At 74.1% G+C, this 3,693-nt stretch carries 6 protein-coding genes; 4 read left to right on the forward strand and 2 right to left on the reverse strand.

Features of this window, described 5'->3' with window-relative positions; translation table 11 throughout:
* The 3 genes from AB0C69_RS39765 to AB0C69_RS39775 all read left to right on the forward strand — a co-directional run.
* A partial coding sequence (locus AB0C69_RS39765; protein ID WP_360361496.1) for a sensor histidine kinase occupies positions 1 to 877 on the forward strand: 877 nt, incomplete at its 5' end.
* On the forward strand, positions 874 to 1,548 hold the full coding sequence (locus AB0C69_RS39770) for a response regulator transcription factor (protein WP_360361499.1): 675 nt from the start codon (positions 874 to 876) through the stop codon (positions 1,546 to 1,548). The genes AB0C69_RS39765 and AB0C69_RS39770, both read left to right, overlap by 4 nt.
* 90 nt (positions 1,549 to 1,638) lie before the next feature.
* Complete coding sequence (locus tag AB0C69_RS39775; protein WP_360361502.1) at positions 1,639 to 1,851, forward strand: hypothetical protein; 213 nt, start codon at positions 1,639 to 1,641, stop codon at positions 1,849 to 1,851.
* Between the two features lie 15 nt (positions 1,852 to 1,866).
* On the opposite strand, the gene AB0C69_RS39780 is transcribed toward AB0C69_RS39775, so the two are convergent.
* Together AB0C69_RS39780 and AB0C69_RS39785 are read right to left on the reverse strand one after the other, a co-directional pair.
* Complete coding sequence (locus AB0C69_RS39780; protein ID WP_360361504.1) at positions 1,867 to 2,238, reverse strand: VOC family protein; 372 nt, start codon at positions 2,236 to 2,238, stop codon at positions 1,867 to 1,869.
* 110 nt (positions 2,239 to 2,348) lie between these two features.
* Positions 2,349 to 2,894 (reverse strand): AAA family ATPase, encoded by a 546-nt coding sequence (locus AB0C69_RS39785; protein ID WP_360361508.1) that lies wholly within the window; start codon positions 2,892 to 2,894, stop codon positions 2,349 to 2,351.
* A 181-nt stretch (positions 2,895 to 3,075) separates the two neighbouring features.
* On the opposite strand from AB0C69_RS39785, the gene AB0C69_RS39790 reads away from it, so the two are divergent.
* Positions 3,076 to 3,636 (forward strand): hypothetical protein, encoded by a 561-nt coding sequence (locus AB0C69_RS39790; RefSeq protein ID WP_360361511.1) that lies wholly within the window; start codon positions 3,076 to 3,078, stop codon positions 3,634 to 3,636.
* The last annotated feature ends 57 nt before the right edge of the window (positions 3,637 to 3,693 follow it).

Here is a 3,693-nt window from a genome sequence, read left to right on the forward strand (position 1 = left end):
GCACGACGGCGGGCTGATGATCGCGGTCATCGCGGCGCTGTACGCGGTCGCGGCCGCGGGCCGGCTCCAGGCCGCGGTCGTCCTCGCGGCGCTGACCGTGATCGCCACCGGCGCCGGCACCCTGCTCGGCAACCGCGACGTCAACGGCGTCGCCCTGTTCATGCTGACCGGATGGCTGGTGGCCGTGGTCGCGCTCGGGTGGGTGCGGCACAGCCGGATCGCCTACCTGCGCGAGGCCGAGCGGCGCGCCGCCGGCGAGGAGCGGCTGCGCATCGCCCGCGAGCTGCACGACGTCGTCGGGCACCACCTCTCGCTCATCAACGTCCAGGCCGGGACGTCGCTGCACCGCTTCCACCGGGACCCGGCGCAGGGCGAGGCGGCCCTCGCCGCCATCAAGGCGTCGAGCCGGGAGGCCCTGCGCGACCTGCGCGCGACCCTCGGGGTGCTGCGGCAGGCCGACGAGGAGGCGCCGACCGCGCCCCCGCCCTCCCTGGACGGGATCGGCGGGCTGATCGGGACGGCGCGGGCGGCCGGGCTCACCGTGCACGGCGGCGTCACCGGCGAGGCGGACCCGCCCACCGAGGTCGGCCTGGCCGCCTACCGCATCGTGCAGGAGTCGCTCACCAACGTCTCGCGGCACGCCGTCGCCGCGGAGGTCACCGTCAGCGTCGAGCGCGGGCCGGGCGCGCTGCTCGTCGAGGTCGCCGACGACGGCCGGGGCGCCGCCGCGCCGCCGGCGGGGCCGGGCAGCGGCGTCGACGGCATGCGCGAGCGGGCCCGCGCGCTCGGCGGCGAGCTGACGGCGGGTCCGCGGCCGGGCGGCGGCTTCCTCGTCCGGGCCCGGCTGCCCTACGGGAACGAGGCGCGCAAGCGATGATCAAGGTTCTGCTGGCCGACGACCAGCGCCTCGTGCGGGCCGGGTTCCGCTCCATCCTCGACGACGAGGACGACATCACCGTCGTCGGCGAGGCCGCGGACGGCGCGCGGGCGGTCTCCGCCTGCCGCGAGCTGCGCCCGGACGTGGCGCTGCTGGACGTGCGGATGCCCGGCATGGACGGCCTGGAGGCCGCCCGGCGGATCACCGCCGACCCGCGGCTCGACGGCGTGCGGGTGGTGATCCTGACGACCTTCGACCTGGACGAGTACGTGTACGGGGCGCTGCGCGCCGGAGCCACCGGCTTCCTGCTCAAGGACACCGAGCCGGCGGAGCTGATCCACGCGGTGCGGGTGGCGGCGCGCGGGGACGCGCTGATCACCCCGTCCGTCACCCGCCGCCTCATCGGGGAGTTCGCCGGGCGCGCCCAGGCGCCCGTCCCCGGCCCCCGGCTCGACTCCCTCACCGTCCGGGAGCGGGAGGTGATGCTGCTCGTCGCCGCCGGGCTCAGCAACGACGAGATCGCCGCCCGCCTCGTGCTCAGCCCCGCCACGGCCAAGACCCACGTCAGCCGCATCATGTCCAAGCTGGACGTGCGGGACCGCTCGCAGCTGGTCATCCTCGCCTACGAGTCCGGCATGGTCAGCCCGCGCTGGGTGCGACCACGGCAGTAGGCGCGCGGCCGGCCCGCAACCGGCGGGGTAGGGCGGAAGCCCGCCGCGGGCCGATGCGGCGGGGGCGGCCGCGTCCCGATCATGGGGACCATGAACCACACCGGCGCCATGATCGGGCTCGTGGTCGGCGGGGCCGCGGGCTTCCTGCTGACCGAGACCGTGGGAGCGTTCTTCACCTTCGTCCTGGACCGCACGCTCGACGTCGACGGCACCCCCGTCCTGCTGGCCGCCTTCATCGTCGTGCCGGTCCTGTCCGCCCTCGCCGGCGCCTTCGCCGGCTCGCGTTTCCGGACCGGCCGGTGAGCCCGGCCCTGGCGGTCAGGTCAGGCGCGCCCGGAGCAGGCAGAACTCGTTGCCCTCCGGATCGGCCAGGGGGACCCAGCTCTCCTCCCCGGTCTGCCCGATGTCCACCGGCCGCGCGCCGGCGGCGAGGAGCCGCTCCAGTTCGGCGTCCTGGTCCCGGTCCGTCGCGTTCACGTCGAAGTGCAGCCGCAGCTTGCCGGTCTTCGGCTCGTCGCTGCGGCTGAGGATCAGCGTCGGCTGGAGCCCGCCGGACCCCTCCGGCGGGCCGATCTCGATGTCGCCGTCCTCCCGGTCCAGCTCCACGAACCCGAGCACCTCGCACCAGAACTCCGCGAGTCTCTCCGGGTCGCGGCAGTCGAGCACGAGTTCACTGATCCGGCACGCCACGGTCGGCCTCCACCAATCAAGATCGGATATCGGCTCCCACGCTCTCAGAGACCCGTGCCGGGCGTCGAGCGAAATGCCGCCGGCCGGCGGGAACGGTCCCGGGCGCCGCCCTAGAGGCGCAGCCGCAGGCGGCCGGAGGCGAAGGCCTCGGCGACCCGGGCCTCGGTCCCGGCGGCGTCCTCGTCCGAGGTGTCGAGCACGTGGCGCTCCAGCTCGCCGAGGTCGGCGAACTGGTCCCACATCGCCAGGACGGGACGCCGGTCCACCAGCGCGCCGGGCGCCGTCCGGGCCTGCGCACGGGCGAGCGTGACGTCGCGATGCGGGCGAAGCGCCGCGTAGTGGAAGGGCACCGAGGGGTGCCGCGTCGCCTGCCGGCGGAAGTGGCCGAGCATCCACGGGCCGACGATCCCGTCGACGACCGTGACGAAGCCCCCGCTCGCGTAGGTGAACGCCGCACCGGCGATGACGTCCATCACCGTCTCGTTCTGGGAGTGCGACGCCGGCTCGTACGGCGGGACCGCTCCGGCCACGATGCAGTGCCAGAAGTCGTCGGTGTGCAGGTGGACGGCCTTCTCCTGGCGGCGGGCGATCCGGGCCGCGACCGTCGACTTCCCCGCTCCGGGAGGGCCGGTCAGAACGAGAACGCTGCTGGGCACATGATCACCCTAGCGGCGGGCGGCGGGACGGCCCGCGCCCATGCCGGATCGCGGGGGGTGACGGTCGCAGGCCAGATGTGGGTCGCGGAGTCGCCAGACAGGCGCATCCTCACGGTAAGTGACCAGAGCGTCGCACTCGGGAATGGGGAGCGTGACGTCGATCCCCCGAGAGGAACCGCATATGCCGGCTCAGCGCCTGGTCCAGGGACAGCCCCCCACCCGCGAGCCCGTCCTGCTCGTGCACCAGGTGTCGGGAACCTTCCTGCAGAGCGAGAACCAGTCGACGACGACGCTCAACGACGAGGTGCAGAACGAGAACCACTGGCCGCTGCCGTCCGACAAGACGGCGCAATGGCGGCTGTACGAGATCCGGTTGCGCGGCGGGCGCTCCGTCCACCTTGTGGAGCACCAGGTCAACGAGCACGTCCTGACGTTCCGTCCGGGGCCCGGCCCCGGAAGCATCCCGGGGCTGTCGCCGATCCTGACCGCACGGGAAGGGCGGACGGGCAGCCCGCTCCAGCACTGGAGGTTCATCCCCGTGCCGGGCACCGGCGCGAACTACTGGGGGATCGTGCCTGACCAGTACCCCGCCTACGCCCTCGGTCTCTACAACAACCACGTCGCCGACGACCAGTGGGTGGTGCCGACCCCGACGTGGGGCGGGCCCCCGACGCTCTTCCACGCGTGGTCGGCCGTCCCCACCACCATCCCGGCGGGAGACATCGAGGAGGAGGACGCGTAGCTGCCACAGGTAGTTGGCGCTCGTCCCGGACGCCCGGAACCAGATGCTCGCCGCGAC

It is taken from the genome of Actinomadura sp. NPDC048032 (assembly GCF_040653175.1).
GTDB classification, from domain to species: domain Bacteria; phylum Actinomycetota; class Actinomycetes; order Streptosporangiales; family Streptosporangiaceae; genus Spirillospora; species Spirillospora verrucosospora.

Coding starts and splice junctions, on each gene's coding strand:
- AB0C69_RS39770 (WP_360361499.1), top strand. CDS start 874: ATGATCAAGGTTCTGCTGGCCGACGACCAGCGCCTCGTGCGGGCCGGG.
- AB0C69_RS39775 (WP_360361502.1), top strand. CDS start 1,639: ATGAACCACACCGGCGCCATGATCGGGCTCGTGGTCGGCGGGGCCGCG.
- AB0C69_RS39790 (WP_360361511.1), top strand. CDS start 3,076: ATGCCGGCTCAGCGCCTGGTCCAGGGACAGCCCCCCACCCGCGAGCCC.